Annotated in this window: 36 protein-coding genes; 2 read left to right on the forward strand and 34 right to left on the reverse strand. The window is 61.1% G+C overall.

The window, feature by feature from the left end:
• Positions 1–22: 22 nt before the first annotated feature.
• The 29 genes from CLM60_RS02175 to rplB form a co-directional block, all read right to left on the reverse strand.
• Entirely contained in the window at positions 23–1,405 is a 1,383-nt protein-coding gene (locus tag CLM60_RS02175) for a trypsin-like peptidase domain-containing protein (protein WP_095587585.1), read from the reverse strand.
• Positions 1,406–1,525: 120 nt separating this feature from the next.
• Positions 1,526–2,116: an acyl-homoserine-lactone synthase gene (locus CLM60_RS02180; RefSeq protein WP_095587586.1), complete on the reverse strand. Its 591-nt coding sequence runs from the start codon at positions 2,114–2,116 to the stop codon at positions 1,526–1,528.
• Positions 2,117–2,197: 81 nt separating this feature from the next.
• Entirely contained in the window at positions 2,198–2,773 is a 576-nt protein-coding gene (locus tag CLM60_RS02185; RefSeq protein WP_245848112.1) for a helix-turn-helix transcriptional regulator, read from the reverse strand.
• Between the two features lie 383 nt (positions 2,774–3,156).
• Positions 3,157–3,576, reverse strand: coding sequence for a 50S ribosomal protein L17 (gene rplQ, locus CLM60_RS02190; RefSeq protein ID WP_095587588.1), 420 nt, complete (start codon positions 3,574–3,576; stop codon positions 3,157–3,159).
• 112 nt (positions 3,577–3,688) lie between these two features.
• Positions 3,689–4,705 carry a DNA-directed RNA polymerase subunit alpha gene (locus CLM60_RS02195; protein ID WP_095587589.1) on the reverse strand — a complete coding sequence of 339 codons (1,017 nt, stop codon included), beginning with the start codon at positions 4,703–4,705 and terminating at the stop codon, positions 3,689–3,691.
• 113 nt (positions 4,706–4,818) lie between these two features.
• Positions 4,819–5,208 carry a 30S ribosomal protein S11 gene (rpsK, locus tag CLM60_RS02200; protein WP_035261034.1) on the reverse strand — a complete coding sequence of 130 codons (390 nt, stop codon included), beginning with the start codon at positions 5,206–5,208 and terminating at the stop codon, positions 4,819–4,821.
• 15 nt (positions 5,209–5,223) lie between these two features.
• Positions 5,224–5,592, reverse strand: a complete 369-nt coding sequence (rpsM, locus tag CLM60_RS02205) for a 30S ribosomal protein S13 (RefSeq protein WP_036556859.1) — start codon at positions 5,590–5,592, stop codon at positions 5,224–5,226.
• 204 nt (positions 5,593–5,796) lie between these two features.
• Positions 5,797–6,372 (reverse strand): adenylate kinase, encoded by a 576-nt coding sequence (locus CLM60_RS02210; protein ID WP_095587590.1) that lies wholly within the window; start codon positions 6,370–6,372, stop codon positions 5,797–5,799.
• Positions 6,369–7,727 carry a preprotein translocase subunit SecY gene (gene secY, locus CLM60_RS02215; protein WP_095587591.1) on the reverse strand — a complete coding sequence of 453 codons (1,359 nt, stop codon included), beginning with the start codon at positions 7,725–7,727 and terminating at the stop codon, positions 6,369–6,371. Before secY ends, CLM60_RS02210 begins: the two co-directional genes overlap by 4 nt.
• 104 nt (positions 7,728–7,831) lie before the next feature.
• On the reverse strand, positions 7,832–8,293 hold the full coding sequence (rplO, locus tag CLM60_RS02220; RefSeq protein WP_095587592.1) for a 50S ribosomal protein L15: 462 nt from the start codon (positions 8,291–8,293) through the stop codon (positions 7,832–7,834).
• 209 nt (positions 8,294–8,502) lie between these two features.
• Positions 8,503–8,718, reverse strand: a complete 216-nt coding sequence (locus tag CLM60_RS02225; protein ID WP_095587613.1) for a DUF1127 domain-containing protein — start codon at positions 8,716–8,718, stop codon at positions 8,503–8,505.
• A gap of 214 nt (positions 8,719–8,932) precedes the next feature.
• On the reverse strand, positions 8,933–9,121 hold the full coding sequence (rpmD, locus tag CLM60_RS02230; RefSeq protein ID WP_036556852.1) for a 50S ribosomal protein L30: 189 nt from the start codon (positions 9,119–9,121) through the stop codon (positions 8,933–8,935).
• A 13-nt stretch (positions 9,122–9,134) separates the two neighbouring features.
• A complete protein-coding gene (rpsE, locus tag CLM60_RS02235; RefSeq protein ID WP_095587593.1) occupies positions 9,135–9,722 on the reverse strand; it encodes a 30S ribosomal protein S5 in 588 nt (195 codons plus the stop codon).
• A gap of 107 nt (positions 9,723–9,829) precedes the next feature.
• Entirely contained in the window at positions 9,830–10,189 is a 360-nt protein-coding gene (gene rplR, locus CLM60_RS02240) for a 50S ribosomal protein L18 (protein ID WP_095587594.1), read from the reverse strand.
• Between the two features lie 11 nt (positions 10,190–10,200).
• Complete coding sequence (rplF, locus tag CLM60_RS02245; RefSeq protein WP_095587595.1) at positions 10,201–10,734, reverse strand: 50S ribosomal protein L6; 534 nt, start codon at positions 10,732–10,734, stop codon at positions 10,201–10,203.
• Between the two features lie 11 nt (positions 10,735–10,745).
• Positions 10,746–11,144, reverse strand: coding sequence for a 30S ribosomal protein S8 (rpsH, locus tag CLM60_RS02250; RefSeq protein WP_176473760.1), 399 nt, complete (start codon positions 11,142–11,144; stop codon positions 10,746–10,748).
• A gap of 13 nt (positions 11,145–11,157) precedes the next feature.
• Positions 11,158–11,463, reverse strand: coding sequence for a 30S ribosomal protein S14 (gene rpsN / locus CLM60_RS02255; RefSeq protein ID WP_036556843.1), 306 nt, complete (start codon positions 11,461–11,463; stop codon positions 11,158–11,160).
• Between the two features lie 19 nt (positions 11,464–11,482).
• Positions 11,483–12,043 carry a 50S ribosomal protein L5 gene (rplE, locus tag CLM60_RS02260; protein ID WP_095587596.1) on the reverse strand — a complete coding sequence of 187 codons (561 nt, stop codon included), beginning with the start codon at positions 12,041–12,043 and terminating at the stop codon, positions 11,483–11,485.
• On the reverse strand, positions 12,036–12,347 hold the full coding sequence (gene rplX, locus CLM60_RS02265; RefSeq protein WP_095587597.1) for a 50S ribosomal protein L24: 312 nt from the start codon (positions 12,345–12,347) through the stop codon (positions 12,036–12,038). The genes rplE and rplX overlap by 8 nt, the downstream gene beginning before the upstream one ends.
• 1 nt (position 12,348) lies before the next feature.
• Complete coding sequence (gene rplN, locus CLM60_RS02270; RefSeq protein WP_005621870.1) at positions 12,349–12,717, reverse strand: 50S ribosomal protein L14; 369 nt, start codon at positions 12,715–12,717, stop codon at positions 12,349–12,351.
• 65 nt (positions 12,718–12,782) lie between these two features.
• Positions 12,783–13,013 (reverse strand): 30S ribosomal protein S17, encoded by a 231-nt coding sequence (gene rpsQ, locus CLM60_RS02275; protein WP_095587598.1) that lies wholly within the window; start codon positions 13,011–13,013, stop codon positions 12,783–12,785.
• A 3-nt stretch (positions 13,014–13,016) separates the two neighbouring features.
• Positions 13,017–13,223 (reverse strand): 50S ribosomal protein L29, encoded by a 207-nt coding sequence (gene rpmC, locus CLM60_RS02280; RefSeq protein ID WP_095587599.1) that lies wholly within the window; start codon positions 13,221–13,223, stop codon positions 13,017–13,019.
• A 181-nt stretch (positions 13,224–13,404) separates the two neighbouring features.
• A complete protein-coding gene (locus CLM60_RS02285; RefSeq protein WP_176473761.1) occupies positions 13,405–13,761 on the reverse strand; it encodes a type II toxin-antitoxin system death-on-curing family toxin in 357 nt (118 codons plus the stop codon).
• 355 nt (positions 13,762–14,116) lie between these two features.
• Complete coding sequence (locus tag CLM60_RS02290; RefSeq protein WP_095587615.1) at positions 14,117–14,734, reverse strand: 2OG-Fe(II) oxygenase family protein; 618 nt, start codon at positions 14,732–14,734, stop codon at positions 14,117–14,119.
• A gap of 96 nt (positions 14,735–14,830) precedes the next feature.
• Positions 14,831–15,244 (reverse strand): 50S ribosomal protein L16, encoded by a 414-nt coding sequence (gene rplP / locus CLM60_RS02295; protein ID WP_095587601.1) that lies wholly within the window; start codon positions 15,242–15,244, stop codon positions 14,831–14,833.
• 12 nt (positions 15,245–15,256) lie between these two features.
• Positions 15,257–15,970: a 30S ribosomal protein S3 gene (gene rpsC / locus CLM60_RS02300; RefSeq protein ID WP_095587602.1), complete on the reverse strand. Its 714-nt coding sequence runs from the start codon at positions 15,968–15,970 to the stop codon at positions 15,257–15,259.
• Positions 15,970–16,350, reverse strand: coding sequence for a 50S ribosomal protein L22 (gene rplV, locus CLM60_RS02305; protein ID WP_095587603.1), 381 nt, complete (start codon positions 16,348–16,350; stop codon positions 15,970–15,972). Before rplV ends, rpsC begins: the two co-directional genes overlap by 1 nt.
• A 3-nt stretch (positions 16,351–16,353) precedes the next feature.
• Positions 16,354–16,632, reverse strand: a complete 279-nt coding sequence (gene rpsS / locus CLM60_RS02310) for a 30S ribosomal protein S19 (RefSeq protein ID WP_095587604.1) — start codon at positions 16,630–16,632, stop codon at positions 16,354–16,356.
• A 3-nt stretch (positions 16,633–16,635) separates the two neighbouring features.
• Positions 16,636–17,478 carry a 50S ribosomal protein L2 gene (gene rplB, locus CLM60_RS02315; protein ID WP_095587605.1) on the reverse strand — a complete coding sequence of 281 codons (843 nt, stop codon included), beginning with the start codon at positions 17,476–17,478 and terminating at the stop codon, positions 16,636–16,638.
• 333 nt (positions 17,479–17,811) lie between these two features.
• Here rplB and CLM60_RS21045 point away from each other — a divergent pair, with 333 nt between their 5' ends.
• Entirely contained in the window at positions 17,812–18,747 is a 936-nt protein-coding gene (locus tag CLM60_RS21045) for a DUF1097 domain-containing protein (RefSeq protein ID WP_095587606.1), read from the forward strand.
• Between the two features lie 185 nt (positions 18,748–18,932).
• Positions 18,933–19,487 (forward strand): methyltransferase domain-containing protein, encoded by a 555-nt coding sequence (locus CLM60_RS02325; protein ID WP_095587607.1) that lies wholly within the window; start codon positions 18,933–18,935, stop codon positions 19,485–19,487.
• Between the two features lie 58 nt (positions 19,488–19,545).
• Here CLM60_RS02325 and CLM60_RS02330 read toward each other — a convergent pair whose 3' ends face one another.
• The 5 genes from CLM60_RS02330 to tuf form a co-directional block, all read right to left on the reverse strand.
• Positions 19,546–19,842, reverse strand: coding sequence for a 50S ribosomal protein L23 (locus CLM60_RS02330; protein ID WP_095587608.1), 297 nt, complete (start codon positions 19,840–19,842; stop codon positions 19,546–19,548).
• A complete protein-coding gene (gene rplD / locus CLM60_RS02335; protein ID WP_036556816.1) occupies positions 19,839–20,456 on the reverse strand; it encodes a 50S ribosomal protein L4 in 618 nt (205 codons plus the stop codon). Before rplD ends, CLM60_RS02330 begins: the two co-directional genes overlap by 4 nt.
• A gap of 1 nt (position 20,457) precedes the next feature.
• Entirely contained in the window at positions 20,458–21,294 is an 837-nt protein-coding gene (gene rplC, locus CLM60_RS02340) for a 50S ribosomal protein L3 (RefSeq protein ID WP_095587609.1), read from the reverse strand.
• Positions 21,295–21,308: 14 nt separating this feature from the next.
• Positions 21,309–21,617: a 30S ribosomal protein S10 gene (gene rpsJ, locus CLM60_RS02345; protein ID WP_035248435.1), complete on the reverse strand. Its 309-nt coding sequence runs from the start codon at positions 21,615–21,617 to the stop codon at positions 21,309–21,311.
• 82 nt (positions 21,618–21,699) lie between these two features.
• A complete protein-coding gene (gene tuf, locus CLM60_RS02350; protein ID WP_095587610.1) occupies positions 21,700–22,875 on the reverse strand; it encodes an elongation factor Tu in 1,176 nt (391 codons plus the stop codon).

The raw sequence follows: 22,875 nt of genomic DNA on the forward strand, positions 1-22,875 counted from the left end.
AACGCAGTCTAGGCCAGCCGCGTCACACGCGAAAGCGCAAGACGCTGCGCCGGCCGCCACGGATGTATTCCACCGACCAACCGCGCCGGTCGGATGCCGCTGCGCGTTCCAGATCAGCGGTATCGGCAATCGCGTCGCCATTGACCGACAGCAGCACATCGCCCGCCCGCAGCCCGACGCGGCCGCCGACCGGCCCGGGGTCGGTGATGACGACGCCCTGATCCACGGACAGTTTGTATTCATGCGCCACGGCGGGGTTCACATTGACCGCCGCCAAACCGGCCAATGTGCTGCGTGCACCGATCGTGACCGCACGGCGTGGTGGTGTTTCCGGGGCCGCGACCATCGCCACCCGCGTGGTTTCAGCCGACCCGTCCGACAGGTAATGCACGTCGATATCCGCGCCAATCCCGGCCGCCGTCATGTAGAACATCATTTCCTGCGGCGAGTTCACCGGATCATCCCCGATGCGCAACACGATATCGCCCACCTGCAGGCCCGCCTTGGCAAACGGGCTGGCGGGATGCAGGCCGGACAAAACGACCCCTTGGGGGATATCCTGGCCCAAAACCTCGGCCAGGGCCGCATCCACCGCCTGACCGGTCACACCGGCCCAGGGGCGCAGGAACTGGTCCTGCCCGTCCAGCGCCTGGGCCACGAATTGCGCCACCAGGTTCGACGGGATCGCAAAGCCCACACCGTTCGAGCCGCCCGACCGGGTCAGGATCGCGGTGTTGATCCCGATCAGGCGCCCGGCCGTATCGACCAGCGCGCCGCCGGAATTGCCCGGATTGATCGCGGCATCGGTCTGAATAAACAGCCCGCGCCCGCTGCCAATGGATGTGCCCGCGCGCGCCAGCCCTGACACGATCCCGCTGGAAACCGTTTGACCGATCCCGAACGGGTTGCCGATGGCCAGCACCAGCTCGCCCACCTCCAGCGTATCGGAATCCCGCAGCTCCAGCGCGGGCAGATCGCGCGCATCCTGAAGCTTCAGGATCGCCAGATCCGCCTCCTGATCGGCCAACAGCACCTGGGCGTCGAATTCCCGCCGATCGTTCAGAACGACCCGGATCTCGGTCGCCTGCCCGACCACATGATAGTTCGACACCACCAGCCCGTCTGCCGACAGCACAACGCCCGAGCCCAGCGAATTCTGCACCCGCGGCGCAGAGCGGCCGAACTCGCGGAAAAAATCACGAAAGAACGGGTCGTTGGCAAATGGCGTGGCGCGGCGTTCGGACACGACGCGCCGGGCATAGATATTGACCACCGCCGGGGCGCTTTGCCGGACGACCGGCGCGAAACTGAGCGTGATTTCCTGTGCGTCGCCCGGCACGCGGGTTTCGGCATGAACCGGTTGCCACATCAGCAATCCGATGATGGCCGCAGCAATAACTCTCATCGCCCCTCCTGCATCTGTCGTGCAAGATATGCGCAGCCGCGGGGCCGAGTTCAACCGGTCAAACAATCCCCCCCGCAGCAGATCGCGGAGGGGACAAGAGCACTTGGGTCGACCGGGGTCTCAGTGCAGGTTCGACGCGAAGTTCATCGACACGACCTGGTTCTTGATCCCGTCGATTTCCATCACCGGCCCCATGGCGGTCATGTCGACGCCGACGCGGCCCGCCCAACGCGGCCAGTTCGCATTCAGCAGCGTCAGACACTGCGTGGCACCCAGGCCGCGCGCCGCCTTGGCCAGCTCATAGACCAGTTGGGCGTGCACCCGGCGCCGGATCCGCGCGGGCACGTCATGCGCCACGAACAGGCGCGAGCTTTCCCAGACAGTCTCGCTGACCGGGGCCTCGTCATACAGCAGGTGCGAAGGGATCGTGTCCAGCAGGCCAAGCTGTGCGTCGCGGATCATATAGGTATAGATCCCGCATTTCGCCGTGGTCGGCGTCAGCCGGTTTCCGGCCAGAACGCGGCCCATGTCGTCATGGACCACAACCCAGCGGCTGGCCGGGGTGTCATACTGGTCGTATTCCATGCCCAGGGCCTCGGGCAGGTCCCATTTATTGTGCACAATGAACAACTCGCGCCTTGCGCGAAGCATGTTCGCAAACAGTTCACCGTGGTTGTGCAGGTTTTCGAAAGAAAGAGTCGTCGTTTGCATATAAGCCTCCAGCAGGTTTAGGTAAGTTGACAGTTAACCTTGCGGAAGGCCGTCCAATGACAGCGCGGATCTTGCTGCCTGTCAGAGCAGACCGTAGTCCTTTGCGCGCTGTATCGCTTCGGCAGTGGTGCGTGACATCAACCGTTGACGCGCAGACGTCAGGCGGGCTTTGAGCGCACTTTCCGAGATACCCAGTTTGGCAGCGGCCGCTGCATACCGGTCGCCATCCGCAATGTACTTAAGCGCTTCGACCTGTGCTTTTGTCAGCTTTTGCGGAGGCTCGGTCATGTCGTGAAGCCGACGGACGAGGGCCTCGATCCTTTCGATCTCGGAGTCCTCGAATTCCCGATCTGCACGCCCCGCACTCGCAATTGTCCTGGAGCTTATGGGCCCACAGGAGATCGTAACGCCGTATTTCAACCCGAACCGAGCCGCTTCCTTAAAGATGCCGAACGGATCGGGTACTTCTTCATTGCTCCACCGTGTCCATCCGGTGGTAGAAAAACCCCACGCGGTCATCGGATCGCGCAGGACATACCCATTATTGGTATAATGTTCGGTCCAAGCCGGGTCATACGTCTGAAACGACATCAGAGGCGAGGTAAACCGGATGTGCAAACCCAGAAAATACCCCAGGGGCGACAGGTCGCCCATCATTTGAAGTTCACGATCGAAGACTGACTTTTTGAACATGTCTTTTTAGACAAGTTGCAGCGAATCCAGTCAACCTTAAATTGCTACTTACGAATACGATGCGCGTGCGATGCAAATACCGGAGTAGCAAGTGAAAAATATCCATCCAAATCTTTTTACCCAAGTCATGCAATTCCCGGACAATGTCCGGTCTGATCTGTTGGAATTTCTGGGGGCAACCCCTGTGGGAGACGCGCAACTGAAACACATGATTGCCGATATTTCGGCGCATCTGGACAGTTCGTCATCAATTTGTGAACCGAAGTCCGTATAAATTCCGGCGCAAATGACACAAAAAAACCCCGCTGCGATAACAGCGGGGTTTTTCTTACGAGCGAGACGCTCTCTTATTCTTCTTCTGCAAGCTCTGCAGCGACTCGGGCTTTGTCACCCGCGCCCTTGGCATCGACATCGCGGTCGACGAATTCGATGATTGCCATCGGCGCCATGTCACCATAGCGGAAGCCGGCTTTCAGGATCCGGACATAGCCGCCCTGGCGGTCCTTGTAGCGCGGGCCCAGAACCTCGAACAGCTTGGCGACGTGCTGGTCCTGCTTCAGGCGCGAACCGGCCAGACGGCGGGCGTGCAAGTCACCGCGCTTGCCCAGCGTGATCAGCTTTTCAACGATCGGGCGCAGTTCCTTTGCCTTGGGCAGGGTGGTCTTGATCTGTTCGTGTTCGATCAGCGAACCGGCCATGTTGGCGAACAGCGCCTTGCGGTGCTCATGGGTGCGGTTCAGGCGGCGATAGCCTTTTGCGTGACGCATTTTGTTACTCCATCTTCATTTTGCTTTGTCCGGCAGCCGATGCGTGTCAGCCGCTCTCCTTGGGGCGGGATTGCCCGGGGTATCCGGCGGGCCCGAAAGCCCGCCAAATCGATCAGAACTGGTCTTCGAATTTCTTGGCCAGGTCTTCGATGTTCTCCGGCGGCCATTCCTCGACATCCATGCCCAGGTGCAGGCCCATGCCCGACAGAACTTCCTTGATCTCGTTCAGCGACTTGCGGCCGAAGTTCGGGGTGCGCAGCATCTCGGCTTCGGTCTTCTGGATCAGGTCGCCGATATAGACGATGTTGTCGTTCTTCAGACAGTTTGCCGAACGGACGCTGAGCTCCAGCTCGTCGACCTTCTTCAGCAGCAGCGGGTTGAACTCCAGCCCGTCATCCTCGTCCTGGCGGCCGGCGGCTTCGGGTTCGTCGAAGTTCACGAAGATCGACAGCTGGTCCTGCAGGATGCGCGCGGCAAAGGCCACGGCGTCGTCCGGCGTGACAGAGCCATCGGTTTCGATCTTCAGCGTCAGCTTGTCATAGTCCAGAACCTGACCTTCGCGGGTCGGCTGCACGTCATAGGCCACCTTCTTGACCGGCGAATAGATCGCGTCGATCGGGATCAGGCCGATGGGCGCGTCCTCGGGGCGGTTCTTGTCGGCGGCGACATAGCCCTTGCCGGTGGTGACGGTCAGTTCCATGAACAGATCGGCGCCATCGTCCAGGTGGCAGATCACGTGATCCTTGTTCAGAACCTCGATCCCGGCGGTTTCGGCGATCTGGCCGGCGGTCACGACCGACGGGCCCTTGGCCGAAATCGACAGGCGCTTGGGCCCTTCGACATCCATGCGGATCGCGACACCCTTGAGGTTCAGCACGATGTCGGTCACGTCTTCGCGCACACCGGCAACGCTGGAAAACTCGTGCAGGACATTGTCGATCTGAACGCTGGTGATGGCCGCACCCTGAAGCGAGCTCATCAGCACGCGGCGCAGCGCGTTGCCAAGCGTCAGGCCGAAGCCGCGTTCCAGCGGTTCGGCGATCACGGTCGCCTGACGGGTCGGGTCATTGCCCGGCTTCACGTCCAGCTGCGTGGGTTTAATCAATTCCTGCCAGTTCTTGTGGATCATGCGTGTCTCCTCAATTCCTGTTTCCGCCCCATGTCCAAAGCCGGAAACGCCCGAGGTTCAAAATGACGGACTCGGGCCATGCGACATCGCAGGCCCGAGAACATGTTCGGATATCAGACGCGGCGGCGCTTGGGCGGACGGCAGCCGTTATGGGCGATCGGGGTCACATCACGGATCGAGGTGATGTTGAAGCCGATAGCCGCCAGCGCGCGCAGCGCGCTTTCACGGCCCGAGCCGGGGCCCTGAACCTCGACCTCCAGCGTTTTCACGCCGTGTTCCTGTGCCTTCTTGCCCGCGTCTTCTGCGGCCATCTGAGCGGCATAGGGGGTCGACTTCCGCGAACCCTTGAAGCCCATGGTGCCAGCCGACGACCACGAGATCGCGTTGCCCTGCACGTCCGAGATCAGGATCTTGGTGTTGTTGAACGAGCTGTTCACATGCGCCACGCCTGCGGCGATGTTCTTGCGCTCTTTGCGCTTGGTGCGTGTCTTGTCGCGTGCCATTGGTCAGACCCTCCCTTACTTCTTCTTGCCGGCGATGGGTTTCGCCGGGCCCTTGCGGGTGCGCGCATTGGTGTGCGTGCGCTGACCGCGGACGGGAAGGTTGCGGCGATGGCGCAGACCGCGATAGCAGCCCAGGTCCATCAGACGCTTGATGTTCATCTGAACGTCACGACGCAGGTCGCCTTCGACCATGTAGTTCGCGTCGATATGTTCGCGGATGGCCAGAACTTCGGCATCCGACAGTTCATTCACCCGGCGGGTGGTTTCGATACCCACGGCCTCGCAGATCTGCGCGGCGGTGTGGTTGCCGATGCCGGTGATATATGTCAGGGCGATGGGTACGCGCTTCCCCGTGGGGATGTTCACGCCAGCGATACGTGCCAAATCGTCTTTCCTTTCGTTGCGGTTCCGTAGTCCCAGAACCTTTTTTCACAACGCAAGCCCAAGGGAACGCCCCGCCGGACCATGCATTCTTGAGGTGATAAAACGAATCAGCCCCGCGCAGGGCGGGACGATTCATTTCCGTGAGGAGCGTGCCTAGTGGGTTTTCCCCAAAGGGTCAAGGCGGCTTTTGCGCCCTTCCGGAAACTAGCCCAGGACCGCCTTGATATCGGCTGCGACCGCGTCGATCTCGCCCAGGCCATCGACGACCTGCAACAGGCCCTTGGCGTGGTAATACCCGATCAGCGGCGCGGTCTGCTTGTAATAGGCCAGAAGGCGCACGCGCAGGCTTTCTTCGTTGTCGTCCGCACGCACGGGCTGTCCCGCAGCGCGGGCTTCTTCGGCGCGGCCCACGATACGTTCAACCAAAACGTCATCATTGACCTGCATCTCGATCGCGACATCCAGCACCTGATCGTGCGCTTCCAGCAACGCACCCAGCGCATCGGCCTGGGCCAGCGTGCGCGGGAACCCGTCGAAGATGAACCCGCCGCCCTGAGGGCCGGCCAGCTTTTCCTCGATCAGGCCGATGACGATCTCGTCGGTGACCAGATCGCCGCGGTCCATGACCTCGGCCACGCGCTTGCCCATCTCGGTGCCCGAGGTCCGTGCCTCGCGCAGCATGTCACCGGTCGACAATTGCGTCATGCCGCGTTCTTCGACCAGGCGCTTTGCCTGCGTGCCCTTGCCCGCGCCCGGCGGTCCCAAAAGAATGATGTTCATCGCCGTGCGGGTCCCTTTTTGCCGCTACGGCGTTTGCCGCGCAGTTCCGATTTCTCGATCAGGCCCTCATACTGGTGGGCCAGCAGATGGCTTTGCACCTGTTGGATCGTGTCCATGGTCACCGACACGACGATCAGGACCGATGTGCCGCCGAAATAGAACGGAATGGCCAGCTGGTTGCGCAGCACTTCGGGCAGCAGGCAGACCACCGCCAGATAACCGGCGCCCAGAACCAGGATACGGGCGACGACATAGTCCAGATACTCGGCCGTCTTCTTGCCGGGGCGGATGCCGGGCACGAAGCCGTTCTGGTTCTTCAGGTTGTCGGCCACTTCCTCGGTCTTGAAGGCCACGTTGAACGTGTAGAAATAGGTGAAGAACACGATCATCGCGGTGAAGAACAACAGATAAAGCGGCTGCCCCGGCCCGAAATAGGCCAGGATCGTCGACATGATCGGCCCGGTCTGGTTGCCCGAGAACGTGCTGATCGTCGTCGGCAGCAGCAGCAGCGAGCTGGCAAAGATCGCCGGGATCACGCCCGCCGGGTTCACCTTGACCGGCAGGTGGCTGGAGCCGCTGTCATACATCTTCATCCCGACCTGACGGCGCGGGTACTGGATGTGGATCTTGCGCAAGGCGCGCTCCATGAAGACCACGAAGGCGATCACCGCCACCACCATCAGCATCACGCCGATGATGACCGCGGGGCTGATCGCACCCGACCGGCCAGAGGCAAAGAACTGCGCCAGCGCGGCGGGCAGTTCGGCGATGATGCCCACGAAGATGATCAGCGAAATGCCGTTGCCCACGCCGCGCGCGGTGATCTGTTCGCCCAGCCACATCAGGAACATGGTGCCCCCGACCAGGGTGATCACGGTCGCGGCACGGAAGAACATGCCGGGATCGGTGGCCAGGTTGCCCGATTCCAAGCTGACCGCCAGGCCATAGGCCTGGAACGTCGCCAGAAACACCGTGCCATAGCGGGTGTACTGGTTGATCTTCTTGCGGCCCTGCTCGCCCTCTTTCTTCAGCTGCTCCAGCGGCGCCCAGCTGGCGGCCAGAAGCTGAACGATGATCGAGGCCGAGATATAAGGCATGATCCCCAGCGCAAAGATCCCCATCCGACCCAGCGCGCCACCGGTGAACATCGACAGGATGCCCCCCAGACCGGCCGCCGCCTGATCCATGAAATCGCGCAGGGCGTTGCCGTCGATGCCCGGAACCGGGATCCAGGTGCCCAGGCGATAGACGATCAGAAGTCCGATGGTGAAAAGGATCCGCTGCCGCAGCTCGGTCGCCTTGCCGAAGGCGCCCCAGCTCATGTTTGCGGCCATTTGCTCTGCTGCTGATGCCATGCCAGTCTCTTTTGTGACAGCGCCGCCTGACCCGTTTTCCGGGACGGCGGCGCTTGGAAAACATGTGGAAGGATGTAAGCGGCGCGGACGCCGCCCGCAACCTCTTACTCGGCGGTTGTAACCGTCAGTTGACCACCGGCTTTCTCGACCGCCGCGACTGCCGATTTCGACGCGCCGGTCACCGCGATGGTTGCCTTGGCGGTCAGCTCGCCCTTGGCCAGGACGCGGATGCCGTCCAGCTTGCGGCGCACCAGACCGCTTTCGATCAGCGTATCTTCGGTGATGTTGCCGGCGTCCAGCTTCTTGGCGTCGATGAATTTCTGGATCAGACCCAGGTTCACAACAGCGTATTGCTTGCGGTTGGGCTTGTTGAAGCCCCGCTTGGGCAGACGCTGGTAAAGCGGCATCTGGCCACCTTCGTAGCCCTTGATCGCCACACCCGAACGGGATTTCTGACCTTTGATACCACGACCGGCGGTCTTGCCTTTGCCCGAACCGGGGCCACGGCCAACACGTTTGGCTTTCTTCGCCGCGCCGGGATTGTCGCGCAGTTCATGCAGTTTCATATCGCTTCTCCTAAGCCGGATGTGACCCCCGAAGCGTAACGGGCCAACCACGGCGTTTCTTGATGTTGATTCTGCGGCACAAGGCCACCGGGGGCGTATAAGGGCTGCGCGGGATCGTTGCAAGCCCCCTGCCCCAAAAGCCAAATGCCCCGGAGGATCCGAGGCGTCGTCGCTGTGCCGTGCCCCCAACGGGGCCTCAATCGCCGTGATCAGTCGCCATAGACGTGGCGATAGGCGATTTCCCGGATGTCATAGCGGCTGATGCCCAGGTCCATCAGTTCCCGATCGTCGAGCCGTTTCAGCTCGGCCAGGGTATCGTTATAGTCCTGCCGTAGAGCGCGCGCGGCCTTGTAGCCTTCGATTGCGCGGGCGATGCGGGCGCTCAGCGAGCGTCCAAACGTGCCGGTGTTGATTGCGTATGCCATTTCGTTTCCTTTCATCCTGTCGGGACGTATTTCCCGACCTGTTGTGTTCTCTCCCTTTGTCAGTGTGGAAATAAGCCCGGACGTTAGCGCAAACAATTGCCAAACCGGTCTGCCCGTCATGCAAATGCTGCAACGCGGCGAAATTGTGGCGGCCCCGAACGCAAAACGCCCCGGCGTTTCTACCGGGGCGTTTCGAAATCCTGTCGAAGCTCGCTTAGCCGCGCTCTTCGATGATCTCTACCAGATGCGGGATCTTGGCGACCATGCCGCGCACGGCGGGGGTGTCTTCCAGTTCACGCGTCTTGTGCATTTTGTTCAGGCCCAGGCCGATCAGCGTCTGGCGCTGTTTTTCCGGGCGGCGGATCGGTGAGCCGATCTGTTTGACAACGATGGTTTTGGCCATGTCTCAGATCTCCTTACGCGTCCGCGGCTTCAGCCGACGCTTCTTCGGCGGGGGCTGCGGCGGTTTCGGGTTTCTTCAGGATGTCGGCCACTTTCTTGCCGCGGCGCTGCGCGACCATACGGGGGCTGCTTTCCTTGGTCAGGCCGTCCAGAGTGGCACGGATCATGTTATAGGGGTTCTGCGAGCCGATCGACTTCGACACAACGTCCTTCACGCCCAGCATCTCGAACACGGCGCGCATCGGACCACCGGCGATGATCCCGGTCCCTTCCGGCGCGGTGCGCATCACGACCTTGCCGGCGCCGTGGCGGCCTTCCATGTCGTGGTGCAGCGTGCGGCCTTCGCGCAGCGGCACGCGGATCATCTGGCGCTTGGCCTGCTCGGTCGCCTTGCGGATCGCCTCGGGGACCTCTTTGGCCTTGCCCTTGCCGAAGCCCACACGGCCTTTCTGATCGCCGACAACGACCAGCGCGGCAAAGCCGAAGCGCTTACCACCCTTGACGGTTTTCGACACACGGTTGATCGCAACCAGGCGATCTGCAAATTCCGGGGCTTCTTCGCGGTCGCGACCGCGGCCTCGGCGGTTTTCACGTTCTGCCATCAGGCATTCCTTTCAGGTTGGCGCATGTGGGCGCCGTTATTGCCAATCCTGGTGGGCCGGTATGGCCCCCGGATCATCGGGGTGGCGTCGCCGCCACCCACAGGGTCTTAGAACTTCAGCCCGCCTTCACGCGCGGCGTCGGCCAGAGCCTTCACCTTGCCATGAAACAGGAAGCCGCCACGGTCGAAATAGCAATCTTCGACACCGGCTTTCTTGGCGCGTTCCGCGATGGCCGTGCCAACCTTGGCCGCGGCCTCGACGTTGTTCTTGCCAACCACACCCAGGTCCTTCTCCAGCGAGGAGGCCGAGGCGACGGTCACGCCGTTCACATCGTCGATCAGCTGAACGCTGATGTTCTTGCTCGAGCGGTGCACGCTCAGGCGCATGACGCCCGTGTTCCGCTTTTTCAGCTTGTTCCGAACGCGCATGCGGCGCTTCAGAAACAGATCTCTTTTGCTGTTTGCCATTTTGCGCGTCCTTACTTCTTCTTGCCTTCCTTGCGGAAGATGTACTCGTCTTTGTACTTGATGCCTTTGCCCTTATAGGGCTCGGGCTTGCGCCATTCGCGGATATTGGCCGCGACCTGGCCGACGAGTTGCTCATCGGAACCTTCGACAACGATCTCGGTCTGTTTCGGGGTGGTGACGGTCACGCCCGCCGGCACCTCGAAGTTGACCTCGTGGCTCAGGCCCAGCGACAGTTTCAGGACATTGCCCTGCATCTGCGCGCGGTAACCAACGCCGTTGATCTCAAGCTCTTTCTTGAAGCCGTCGCTCACGCCGGTCACCAGGTTCTGAACCATGGTGCGCGACATGCCCCACTGCTGCTTGGCACGCTTGGAGCTGCCGCGCGGGGTGACGGTGACGGTGTTTTCTTCGACCGCAAGGGTCACATCGTCGGTTGCGGTGAAGCTGCGGGCGCCCTTGGGGCCCTTCACTTCGACGGTCTGGCCAGACACGGATGCGGAAACACCCGAGGGCAGCTCGACCGGTCGTTTACCAATACGAGACATACCAGACCTCCTTAGAAGACGGTGCAGAGCACTTCGCCGCCAACATTCTGGCTGCGGGCGCTTGCATCCGACATGACGCCTTTCGACGTCGAGACGATCGACACGCCCAGGCCCTGACGGACGGTGGGGATGTCGCCAACGCTCATGTACACGCGGCGGCCCGGCTTCGAAACCCGCTTCAGTTCGCGGATCACGGGGGTGCCTTCGAAATACTTGAGGCTGATTTCAATCTCCGGCAGACCACGCTGATCGGTGGTGCTTTCATAGCCGCGGATATAGCCTTCGTCCTGGAGCACATCCAGAACCCAGGCACGCAGCTTCGACGCCGGTGTCTTGACGGTGGACTTGCCACGCATCTGCGCGTTGCGGATGCGGGTCAGCATATCGCCGAGAGGATCGTTCACAGACATATCGTTCCCTCCCTTACCAGCTCGATTTCACCATACCGGGGATCTGGCCTTTGGAGCCCAGTTCCCGCAGCATGATCCGGCTGACCTTCAGCTTACGATAGTAAGCGTGGGGACGGCCTGTCAGCTGACAGCGGTTGTGCAGACGTGTGGCCGAGCTGTTGCGCGGCAGTTTGGCAAGCTTCAGGCGCGCCTTGAAACGCTCTTCCATCGGCTTGGATTCGTCGTTTGCGATCTCTTTCAGCGCGGCACGCTTGGCGGCATATTTCTCCACCAGCTTCTGACGCTTCAGTTCGCGTTCGACCATTGCTTTCTTAGCCATGTTCTCTCTCTCCCGCGGATCAGCTGTTGAACGGCATGTTGAAATGCTTCAACAGCGCCTTCGCTTCCGCGTCGGTTTTCGCGGTGGTGCAGATGATGATGTCCATGCCCAGCATGTCGACGACCTTGTCGAAGTCGATTTCCGGGAACACGATGTGCTCTTTCAGACCCATGGCATAGTTGCCACGGCCGTCGAAGCTCTTGCCCGAGACACCACGGAAGTCGCGGATGCGGGGCATCGCGATGGTGATCAGGCGGTCCAGGAATTCATACATCCGGTCGCCGCGCAGGGTCACCTTGGTGCCCAGCGGCATTTCTTCACGCACGCGGAAACCCGCGATCGATTTCTTGGCTTTGGTCACCACGGCGTTCTGGCCGGCGATCAGGGTCAGCGCTTCCTGCGCGTGCTTGACCTTCTTGGTGTCCTTGACGGCGTCACCGATGCCCATGTTCAGGACAACCTTGTCCAGACGCGGGATCATCATGTCGTTCTTGTAGCCGAACTCTTCCTTCATCGCCGCGCGGATCTGGTCCTTGTACGCAGCTTTCAGGCGCGGGGTGTAGTTTGCTGTATCAAGCATCGATCACGTCCCCCGTGGTCTTGGCGTAACGAACCTTCTTGTCGCCTTCCATCTTGAAGCCGATGCGGGTCGCTTTGCCGTTCTTGTCCAGATAGGCCAGGTTCGACAGTTCGATCGGCATCGCCTTGGGCAGGCGGCCGCCCTGCGACGTTTGCGACTGGCGGGTGTGGCGGATGGCCATGTTGATGCCTTCCACGACAGCCTTGCCGGCTTTGGGGTCAACGGAAGCAATGGTGCCTTCCTTGCCCTTGTCCTTGCCGGCCAGCACGACGACCTTGTCGCCTTTTTTCAGTTTCGCAGCCATCTTACAGCACCTCCGGCGCAAGCGAGATGATCTTCATGAAGTTCTTGGCGCGCAGTTCGCGAACAACCGGCCCGAAGATACGGGTGCCAACGGGTTCGTTGTTGTTGTTCAGGATAACGGCGGCGTTGCGATCGAAGCGGATCGCGGTGCCGTCTTCGCGACGGACTTCCTTGGCGGTGCGCACGACGACGGCTTTACGCACATCGCCCTTCTTCACGCGGCCGCGGGGGATGGCTTCCTTCACGGAAACAACGATGATGTCACCCACCGATGCGTATTTCCGCTTGGACCCACCCAGGACCTTGATGCACTGCACCCGGCGTGCGCCGGAGTTGTCAGCGACATCCAGATTGGTCTGCATCTGGATCATGAGGTTTCTCCCGACCTTTGGGGACCGATTGCCCCAGGGTTTCGTTCAAGCTGAAAAGCGATCGCTTAGTTCGCGATAACTTCCCAGCGCTTGGTTTTCGAGATCGGCGCGCATTCCTGGATGCGGACTTTGTCGCCTACCTTGAATTGGTTCTGCGGATCGTGGGCCCGGTATTTCTTGGACTTACGAACCGTCTTGTGCAGCAGCGGGTGCTTGAAGCGGCGCTCGACAGAAACGGTAGCGGTCTGTTCGTTCTGGTCGCTGGTCACGGTGCCTTGCAGGATACGTTTGGGCATCGTTTACGCCTCCGAAGCCGCTGCGGCGGCTTTTTCATTCAGAATGGTCTTAACGCGTGCGACGTCACGACGGACGCTGCGCATGCGCGCGGTGTTTTCCATGGCGCCGGTGGCCTGCTGGAAACGCAGGTTAAACGCCTCTTTCTTCAGGCTGGCCAGCTCATCGCGCAGCTGGTCCGGCGTCTTGTCACGCAGTTCCTGAGCGTTCATTGCTCTTCTTCCTTTTTCACAACACCAGCAGGCCCCCGTTTGCGGGTCACCCGTGACCTGGTGGATGAATGACAAACACACGAATCCCGGTCACCCGGGTCGCGAGATGCCGCTCTATAAGGGAGGGATCGGGGGGTGGCAAGGGAAAGTTAGAGAAATCGCGCCCATCGGCTCTGCTCAATCACTTGTCTCGCACCAATCGCTGCTTGAACCAAAGCGAAAGATCTTCAAATTCCAGATCATGGGCGGCGACCGCGACAACCAGATCGTCTATCGGCTCGTCATCTTCAATATCCAGGATATAGCCACTCCTGTCGATCAGGATCTCAACAAGAAGCCAAGCTGTACGCTTGTTTGCATCGATGAAACCATGGTTGCCGACCATGCTCTCCAACAACGCCGCAGCCTTGCGATGGATGGGGCGATGGTAGCCCGAATATGGTCGTCCGAGTGCAGATTCAATCAAATCGAGACTGCTGATCCCGGGACGACCACCATAGATCAAAGCCTCGTCATGCGCGTCGATGGCATCGGCCAAAGTAACCCTGTAGTGCGCTTTACCGATCGGCCAGACGCTTCAAAGCGTCTTTGCGCTTTTCTGAAGCCCTTTTCAAAACGGTCACGGATGACGCCGAGGATTTCTTCGTACCTGTCTTGGAAGTGACCGCAATGAACCGACCGGTACGCGGATCCCTTGCAACCCAACCGCCCTTTACATCGCTTTTTGTCAACGCGCTCATGCCAAAACCTCGAAGCTCAGAAAGAATATGGTCAAGCGCTTGAACCTTGGCAAGTGCTGGGGCGAACGCTGCCAATCCTCACCAACATCGACGCTTCGACCGTTCGGCCCTCAATCCCTCCACCGGAGCGATTGCCGCATAGCGGATCGGACCTTACCCCCAGGCGTAGTTGAAACTCACGCTGATCCGCTCATCCTCGGCCATGTTCAGCGGGACTTCATGGCGCAGCCAGCTTTCCCACAGCAGGACATCCCCCACCTTGGGCGTGGCATAAACGAAGCTGCGCAGCTCGTCCCGGGCGCCTTTGCGGCGTGGCGGGGCGGCCATCATCATTGGCAGGCGGGGATCTTCCAGCTTCAGCGCGCTGGCGCCGTCGGGCATGGCCACATAGGTGGTGCCCGAGATCACGGAATGCGGGTGGATGTGGCTGGCATGAGTCCCGCCAGGGGGCAGAATGTTGATCCAGATATCCTCCAGCCGCAGGTCCTTGTCGCCCAGATCGAACTCCAGATCCTCGGCGAAGGCTGCCACATGCTTGTCGATACAGGCGACCAGGTCTTGAAAGATCGGAAACCGCCACGGCAGATCGGTGAGCGAGGCGTAAGAGGTATAGCCGGGATAGCCGTTCTCGTCGCACCATTCCTGACCGGCCTCGTCATCCTCGGCGATGGACCAGCACGAGGCTTCCAGTTCGGCGGCGTCGATCTGCCCGTGTTCGGACAGGGCGGCGCGGTACAGGCGGGTGGCGAAAAGCGATTGGATCTGGGTCATGGCCCCTTCCATGACGCGATCCGCGGCAAAAGAAAACCCCCGCCGATTTCGCGGCAGGGGTTTCCGATTTCGTAGGGTGGGGTTTCACCCCACCGCTTACCAATCCTCGCGGACCACGGTGCGGGTTTTCACCGGCAGCTTCATCGCCGCCAGGCGCAGGGCCTCGCGGGCGACGTTTTCGCTGACGCCGTCGATTTCGAACATCACGCGGCCGGGTTTGACCTTGCATGCCCAGTAATCGACCGAACCTTTACCTTTACCCATCCGAACCTCGGTGGGTTTCGAGGTGACCGGCGTGTCGGGGAAGATCCGGATCCAGACCCGACCCTGACGCTTCATGTGGCGCGTCATGGCCCGGCGGGCGGCTTCGATCTGACGCGCGGTGACACGCTCGGGCGTGGTCGCCTTCAGGCCGAACGAGCCGAAGTTCAGCTCGGAGCCGCCCTTCGCTTCGCCCTTGATGCGGCCTTTGTGCATCTTGCGGAATTTCGTGCGCTTCGGTTGCAGCATCTTGTCTACTCCTTACCGGTCGCGGCGCTGCGGACGGCCGCCCGGTGCGCCACCTTCCTGGAGCTCCTGCTGGCGACGATCGCGGGCACTGGGATCGTGCTCCATGATCTCGCCTTTGAAGATCCAGACCTTGATGCCGATGATGCCATAGGGGGTCGTTGCTTCGACATTGGCAAAATCGATATCGGCGCGCAGGGTGTGCAGCGGCACACGGCCTTCGCGATACCATTCGGTCCGCGCGATCTCGGCACCGCCCAGACGGCCTGCGACGTTCACCCGGATACCCTGGGCGCCCATGCGCATGGCGTTCTGCACGGCCCGCTTCATCGCACGGCGGAAGCTGACCCGGCGTTCCAGCTGCTGGGCGATGCTTTCGCCAACCAGCTGTGCGTCCAGTTCGGGCTTGCGCACTTCGACGATGTTCAGGTGCAGTTCGCTGTCGGTCATCGCCGCCAGCTTCTTGCGCAGGGTTTCGATATCGGCGCCTTTCTTGCCGATGATCACACCCGGACGCGCGGTGTGGACCGTAACGCGGCACTTCTTGTGCGGACGTTCGATGATCACACGGGCCACGCCGGCCTGCTTGCACTCTTTCTCGATGAATTCGCGGATCTTGATGTCTTCCAGCAGAAGATCACCGTAATCCTTGGTATCGGCATACCAGCGGCTGTCCCAGGTGCGGTTGACCTGAAGGCGCATGCCAATCGGATTGACCTTATGACCCATTAGGCTTGCTCCTCAACTTGACGCACCTTGATGGTGAGTTCCGAAAACGGCTTGATGATCTTGCCGAACCGGCCACGGGCACGCGGGCGACCGCGCTTCATGGTCAGGTTCTTGCCGACATAGGCTTCGGCCACGATCAGCTCGTCCACATCCAGGTTGTGGTTGTTTTCGGCGTTCGCAATCGCGGACTGAAGGCATTTCTTCACGTCCTCGGCGATCCGCTTCTTGCTGAAGGTCAGATCGGCCAGCGCCTTGTCGACCTTCTTGCCACGGATCATCTGCGCGACCAGGTTCAGCTTCTGGGGCGAAGTGCGAAGCATGCGGGTTTTCGCCATGGCTTCGTTCTCGGCCACGCGGCGGGGATTCTTTTCCTTACCCATGGCTTATTTCCTCTTCGCTTTCTTGTCCGCCGCGTGACCGTAATAGGTGCGCGTCGGGGCGTATTCGCCGAACTTCTGGCCGATCATCTCTTCCGAGACGTTGACCGGAATGTGCTTCTGGCCGTTATAGACGCCAAACGTCAGGCCCACGAACTGGGGCAGGATCGTCGAGCGGCGCGACCAGATTTTGATAACTTCGTTACGGCCCGTTTCCCGGCTCTTCTCAGCTTTCTTGAGAACATAGGAATCGACAAAGGGGCCTTTCCAAACAGAACGTGCCATGTGTTACCGGCCCTTCTTCTTGGCGTGACGCGAGCGGATGATCAGCTTCTGCGACGCCTTGTTGGTGTTGCGGGTGCGCTTGCCCTTGGTCGGCTTGCCCCACGGGGTCACCGGGTGACGACCACCCGAGGTGCGGCCCTCACCACCACCATGCGGGTGGTCGATCGGGTTCATGACCACACCACGCACGCTGGGGCGTTTGCCCAGGTGACGGTTGCGGCCCGCTTTGCCAAGGTTCTGGTTGGAGTTGTCGGGGTTCGACACGGCACCCACGGTGGCCATGCATTCCTGACGCACCATCCGCAGTTCGCCCGAGGACAGGCGGATCTGAGCGTAGCCACCGTCACGGCCGACGAACTGGGCATATGTGCCCGCGGCGCGTGCGATCTGGCCGCCCTTGCCGGGCTTCAGCTCGATATTGTGGATGATGGTACCGATCGGCAGACCGGTGAAGGGCATTGCGTTGCCCGGTTTCACGTCGGCCTTGGCCGATGCGACGACCTTGTCGCCGACGCCCAGACGCTGCGGAGCCAGGATATAGGCCTGCTCGCCATCGTCATATTTGACCAGCGCGATGAATGCTGTCCGGTTCGGGTCATATTCGATCCGTTCCACAGTGGCTGCGACGTCAAACTTGTTCCGTTTGAAATCGACCACGCGGTACAGACGTTTCGCCCCACCGCCGCGGCGGCGCATCGTGATCCGTCCGGTGTTGTTCCGGCCGCCCTTCTTGGTCAAACCCTCGGTGAGGGCCTTGACGGGGCGTCCTTTCCAAAGCTCCGAACGGTCGATCAGCACCAGCCCGCGCTGGCCCGGCGTCGTCGGTTTGTACGACTTGAGTGCCATGCTTGCTCTCTTCCGTTTAGCTGTACGGGTCGTTTCCGACCCTATGTGTGAAGGGCCCCGAAGGTCCCTGAGTTCAAAATCAAGTGGCCCCGGAACGAATCCGGGGCCGCAAGATTGGGGGGATGTAACAGGGTTGGGGGTGGGTGTCTATAGCCGGGCGCCAAAACTTCGCCCGCTGCCAAAACCGCACGGAATGCGCCAATTTCGGCACGCATCCCGCCCCGACACTCCGGCGCACAAACACATCCATATGTCCAGATTGACCGATTTGCCAGCAAATGCGCCACTTACGCGCCCGCAAAACGGGCGAAAACAACAGGGAGGGACCAGAAAATGGATCTCATTGTGGCATTGGCCATCGTCATCGGTGTGATGGGTGGTCTGGCAACATGGGGGGCGGTCGCATTGGCCAGCCCCTATGTGCTGATCTGGGCGATCTTCATTGCCTGGGCGAGTTTTTTCCATTGTGGCGGCAAGGTTGCGGGGATGAAAGCCTCGATCGCCGCGAATATCTGGGGGGCCATCATGGCCGTTGTCGCGCTGATCGCGCTGACGGCGATGGGCGTCTCGGCTGTGACTGCGGGCATCTGCGTGGCGGTCACGGTGCTGATCATGATCCTGGGCGCCAAGGTCGGGTTTCTGTCGGCGATCCCGGCACAGGTCTATGGCTATGCGGCGACGGCGGGACTGTTCCTGCTGGGCGGAGCGGCCTATGGCGAAGGCGCCGGCGGCATCATCCAGGTGGGCGTGGCGATTGCCGTGTCGATGATCCTGGGCAACGTGTTCGGCTATATTTCGGAACAGATCGTCGGCTCGCTGGTGGGCATGGGCAAGGCCAAATACCATGGCGGCTGCGCGCATGTGACCGTGTCGTCGAATGCCGAGCCGATCGACAATCACGAATGTCACTGCAATGTCTGCAAGAATGTCACCGGTCAGCTGACGACCCATGTGGCGTTCTTCAAATATGGCGATCTGCAATGTTCGAACGAGGCGAACCTCAACCGCGTCCCGTTCAACGCCGACAATCCCGATGGCCCGCTGGAGCTGTGCCTGTGCAAGGATTGCGGCGCGCCGATCATGCTGGATGACAAGCAAAAGCGGATCCGTGTCGCGGTGCCGAATGTGATGGGCTATGACGACGCGGCCTTTCCGGCGGCCACCTATCACGCGTTCTACGAAGCGTCGAAAGGCTACAAGAAGCCGGATGACGGCCGCCCGGTCTATGACGGGTTGCGGCCCGAATTCAGCTGGCCCCAAGGCGCCTGACCAAGGGCGCATTTCGCCGGTAACAACGAAAAAGGCCCCTGCGTTTGCCGGGGCCTTTTTCCGCGCACCGGGGCGCGCAAAACGTGGCGCTTCGGCACCGGGTCGACAAAATTCCCTGTTGTTTCCGGCACAGGGCGCCCTTCATGGTACACGCAACGCAGCTGATCCATCGTCCGGGAAATGCCATGGCCCTGTATAATCGCATCGTATACATGAAGGAGGCCGAGCGCCTGTTGAACGGCATCGATCCGCACAACAAGGATTGCGGCGAAATCTCTGGCAACCTGGGCCGCAAATTCAAGTTCAAGAGCTTCCAGCGCTTCGACTTCCCGGAATACGATGTCTGCGCCGACCCGTTCGTCGATGACGCGGGCCAGCCGCACAGCTTCGATGTCATCATCGCCGATCAGGTCTGGGAACATCTCGACCGGCCCTATCGCGCGACCCAAAACGTCCTGTCGATGCTGCGCGACGGCGGATATTTCTATGTCTGCGTGCCCTTCTATGTCCGCTATCACGCCTATCCGGTCGATTGCAGCCGGTGGACCGCGCGCGGGCTGAAGAACCTGTTGATCGAGGCAGGCTTCGACGAGGAAAAGATCCAGGCCGACCAATGGGGCAACCTGACCTGCGCGCGCAAGGAATGCGGCTATCGCTTTGCCCGGTTCGATCCCGCGACCGACACGCTGGAAAACGACCCGAAATTCCCGATCATCGCCTGGGCCCTGGGCCAGAAGTAGCCCAAAAGCAAAAAGCCCCGACATATGCCGGGGCCTTTAAAGATCTTGTCCGTCCGGCTTACAGGCCGGTGGTCACGTCGATCGTGTTGCCCTCTTCCAGGGTGACATAGGCCTTTTTCACGTCTTTCCGCTTGCCCAGCTGGCCGCGGAAACGCTTGACCTTGCCCTTGGTGACGGTGGTGTTGACCGCCTTCACCTTGACCCCGAACAGCGCCTCGACCGCTTCCTTGATCTGCGGCTTGTTGGCGTCGATCGCCACTTCGAAGACAACCGCGCCGTTTTCGGACGCCATGGTGGCCTTTTCGGTGATGATCGGCTTGCGGATCACGTCGTAATGTTCTGCCTTCGCGCTCATTTCAGTCGAGCCTCCAAAGCTTCGACACCCGCCTTCGTGAGCACCAGGGTGTCACGCTTCAGGATGTCATAAACATTTGCGCCCATGCTCGGCAGTACATCCAAGCCCTGGATGTTGGCCGCGGCCTTGGCGAAACCTGCGTTGACCTCGGCCCCGTCGATGACAAGTGCGCGCTTCCAGCCCAGGTTTTTCACCTGTTTGGCCAGGGCGGCGGTCTTGCCTTCGGATTCGGCGGCTTCGATCACGACCAGCTCACCCGCCTTGGCCTTGGCCGACAGCGCGTGACGCAGACCCAGCTTGCGGAATTTCTTCGGCAGGTCATGGGCGTGGCTGCGGGGCGTCGGCCCCTTGTAGATGCCACCTTTGCGGAAGATCGGCGCGTTGCGGTCACCGTGGCGTGCGCCGCCGGTGCCCTTCTGGCGATAGATCTTCTTGGTCGAATAGCTGGTTTCCGAGCGGGTCTTGACCTTGTGCGTGCCGGCCTGCGCCTTGTTGCGCTGCCAGCGGACCACACGGTGCAGGATGTCGGCGCGGGGCTCCAGACCGAAGAGATCTTCGGACAGGTCCACCGAACCGGCCTTACCGCCGTCCAGTTTGATCACGTCGAGTTTCATCTCACTCGCCTTCCTTCTTCTCGGCTTCGATCTGCGCCTCTGCTTCACTCAGCGCTGCAGCTTCTGCTGCAGCCTGTTCCGCGGCGGCGGCCTCTGCTGCTGCGGCTTCCTCGGCAGCGGCCTGTGCGGCAGCTTCCTCGGCGGCTTTGGCGGCAGCTTCGGCATCAGATTTCAGCGCAGCCGGCAGGATCGCGTTTTCCGGGAACGGCTTCTTGACCGCATCCTTGACGGTGACCCAACCACCTTTCGAACCCGGCACGGCGCCCTTGACCATGATCAGGCCACGGTCGGCGTCGGTCTTGACGACCTGCAGGTTCTGGGTGGTGACACGGGCAGCGCCCATGTGACCGGCCATCTTCTTGCCCTTGAACACGCGGCCCGGGTCCTGACACTGACCGGTCGAACCGTGCGAACGGTGGCTGATCGACACACCGTGCGAGGCGCGCAGACCACCGAAGTTGTGGCGTTTCATGGCACCGGCAAAGCCCTTACCGACCGAGGTGCCGCTGACGTCCACGAACTGACCTTCGAAATAGTGGTCGGCGGTGATTTCCTCGCCCACATTGATCAGGTTCTCGGGCGCCACGCGGAATTCGGCCAGCTTGCGCTTGGGCGCGACATTCGCCTTGGCGAAATGACCGCGCATCGGGGCCGATGTGCGTTTTGCCTTGGCCGAACCCGCACCCAGCTGAACCGCGGTGTAACCGTCGGTTTCAGAGGTGCGCTGCGCGACCACTTGCAGGTTGTCCAGTTGAAGAACGGTCACAGGGATCTGCTTGCCGTCTTCCATGAACAGGCGGGTCATCCCCACCTTCTTTGCGATTACTCCAGAGCGCATCTGCGATACCCTCCTTAAACCGAGATCTGGACGTCCACGCCGGCCGCCAGGTCGAGCTTCATCAGCGCGTCCACGGTCTGCGGGGTGGGGTCAACGATGTCGAGAAGCCGCTTGTGCGTGCGGATTTCCCATTGGTCACGACTTTTCTTGTCCACGTGGGGACCACGCAGAACCGTGAATTTCTCGATCTTGTTCGGCAGCGGAATCGGGCCCCGCACCTGCGCACCCGTGCGCTTGGCGGTGTTGACGATTTCCTGCGTGCTGGCATCCAGAACGCGGTAATCGAAGGCCTTCAGCCGGATGCGAATGTTTTGCGACTGCATTGTCGGTGCCTTTCGCGGCTTGAGGTTGATAGGTGGACCGCCGGCTCATTCCGGCGACCCACGTCGAACCCTTTTGGGGCTGTTACTCGATGATTTTGGACACGACGCCGGAGCCGACGGTGCGGCCGCCTTCGCGGATGGCGAAGCGCAGGCCTTCTTCCATCGCGATCGGCGCGATCAGTTCCACGCCGAAGCTCAGGTTGTCACCCGGCATCACCATCTCGGTGCCCGCGGGCAGTTCGACCGTGCCGGTCACGTCCGTGGTCCGGAAGTAGAACTGCGGGCGATAGTTCGCGAAGAACGGCGTGTGACGGCCACCTTCGTCCTTGGTCAGGATATAGACCTCGGCTTCGAACTTGGTGTGCGGGTTCACCGAACCCGGCTTGCACAGAACCTGGCCACGCTCGACCGCTTCACGGTCGATACCGCGCAGCAGCGCGCCGATGTTGTCGCCCGCCTCGCCGCGATCCAGCAGCTTGCGGAACATTTCAACGCCGGTACAGGTCGTCTTCTGCGTGTCCTTGATGCCGACGATTTCCAGTTCGTCGCCAACGTTCACGACGCCGCGCTCGACACGCCCGGTCACAACCGTACCGCGGCCCGAGATCGAGAACACGTCTTCGATCGGCATCAGGAACGCGCCGTCAACCGCACGTGCCGGCTGCGGGATGTATTCGTCGACAGCCGCCATCAGTTCGGCGATCTTCTGCTCGCCGATTTCCGGGTCGCGGCCTTCCAGAGCGGCCAGCGCCGAACCGGCGATGATCGGGATATCGTCGCCCGGATAGCCGTATTCGTTCAGCAGCTCGCGGACTTCCATTTCCACCAGCTCCAGCAGCTCTTCGTCATCGACCTGGTCGACCTTGTTCAGGAACACCACCATCGACGGGATGCCGACCTGACGGCCCAGCAGGATGTGCTCGCGCGTCTGGGGCATCGGGCCGTCGGCCGCGTTCACCACCAGGATCGCACCGTCCATCTGCGCCGCACCGGTGATCATGTTCTTCACATAGTCGGCGTGGCCGGGGCAGTCGACGTGGGCATAGTGACGGTTCTCGGTCTCGTATTCCACATGCGCGGTCGAGATCGTGATCCCGCGCGCTTTCTCTTCCGGCGCGCCGTCAATCTCGTCATACGCCTTGAAGTCGCCGAACTGCTTCGTGATCGCTGCCGTCAGAGTCGTCTTGCCGTGGTCAACGTGGCCAATCGTGCCAATGTTGCAATGCGGCTTGTTACGTTCAAACTTTTCCTTAGCCAT

This window comes from Actibacterium ureilyticum (assembly GCF_002285435.1).
GTDB classification, from domain to species: domain Bacteria; phylum Pseudomonadota; class Alphaproteobacteria; order Rhodobacterales; family Rhodobacteraceae; genus Actibacterium_C; species Actibacterium_C ureilyticum.